Source organism: Streptomyces sp. NPDC127068, from assembly GCF_042724695.1.
In the GTDB taxonomy this organism is placed as follows: Bacteria; Actinomycetota; Actinomycetes; order Streptomycetales; family Streptomycetaceae; genus Streptomyces.
In genome coordinates this window covers 1-1,180 of the sequence record NZ_JBHXEN010000129.1, presented here as the reverse complement: position 1 = coordinate 1,180, position 1,180 = coordinate 1, and the positions used below count along the sequence as shown (strand labels likewise).

The 1,180-nt window shown below is 68.4% G+C and carries 1 protein-coding gene and 1 pseudogene; both read left to right on the top strand.

The features are described from left to right. On the top strand, positions 1-927 hold a 927-nt coding region (locus tag ACFWIA_RS35125; RefSeq protein ID WP_387011335.1), incomplete at its 5' end, for an ATP-binding cassette domain-containing protein. Continuing rightward, positions 924-1,180, top strand: a pseudogene (locus ACFWIA_RS35120) (ABC transporter permease); the annotation flags it as partial. The gene ACFWIA_RS35125 and the pseudogene ACFWIA_RS35120, both read left to right, overlap by 4 nt.

The window sequence follows — 1,180 nt, the reverse complement described above, 5'->3', positions numbered from 1 at the left end:
CTCGGCCCGAACGGTGCGGGAAAGACCACCGTCGTGAAGATCCTCTCCACCCTCGTCTCCGCCGGCCCGGGCACGGGTGCCGTGCGGGTCGGCGGCCACGACCCGGTCAGCGCACCGCAGTCGGTGCGGTCGGTGATCGGTGTGACGGGGCAGTTCTCGGCGGTTGACGGTCTGATCACGGGTGAGGAGAACATGCTCCTCATGGCGGATCTGCATCGCCTGCCGCGTGGCGAGGGGCGGCGTAGGGCGGCGGAGTTGTTGGAGCGGTTCGATCTGGTGGAGGCGGCGCGCAAGCCCGCGGCGACCTACTCGGGCGGGATGAAACGCCGCCTCGACATCGCGATGACCCTGGTCGGCAGCCCACGGATCATCTTCCTCGACGAACCCACCACCGGCCTCGACCCCCGCTCCCGCCACAACATGTGGCAGATCATCCGCGAACTCGTCACCGACGGCGTCACCGTCTTCCTCACCACCCAGTACCTCGAAGAAGCCGACCAACTCGCCGACCACATCGCCGTACTCAACAACGGCAAGATCGCCGCCCACGGCACCCCCGAACAACTCAAACGACTCATCCCCGGCGGACACATCCGCCTCCGCTTCACCGACCCCACCACCTACCACCACGCCGCCACCACCCTCCACCAAGCCACCCACCCCCACCCCGCTCACCTGGGGAACACCCGACCCCACACCACCCCCGACGACGAATCCCTCACCCTCCACATCCCCAGCACCGGAAACCCCCGCGAACTGCGCTCCCTCCTCGACTGGCTCGACACCACCAACATCCACCCCGACGAACTCACCCTCCACACCCCCGACCTCGACGACGTCTTCTTCGCCCTCACCAACCCCCACACCCCCACCCCCACCCCCGCCCCCGGCACTGCCCCCGCGCCGCGCAAGGAGACCACCCGATGAGCACCCTCACCCACGCCACCCGCGACTCCACCACCATGCTCCGCCGCAACCTCCTCCACGCCCGCCGCTACCCCTCCATGACCCTCAACCTCCTCCTCACCCCGATCATGCTGCTCCTCCTCTTCGTCTACATCTTTGGCGACGTGATGAGCGCCGGCATCGGCAACGGCAGCGCCGACCGCGCCGCTTACATCGCCTACATCGTCCCCGGCATCCTCCTCATGACCATCGGCGGCACCGTCGTCGGCACCGC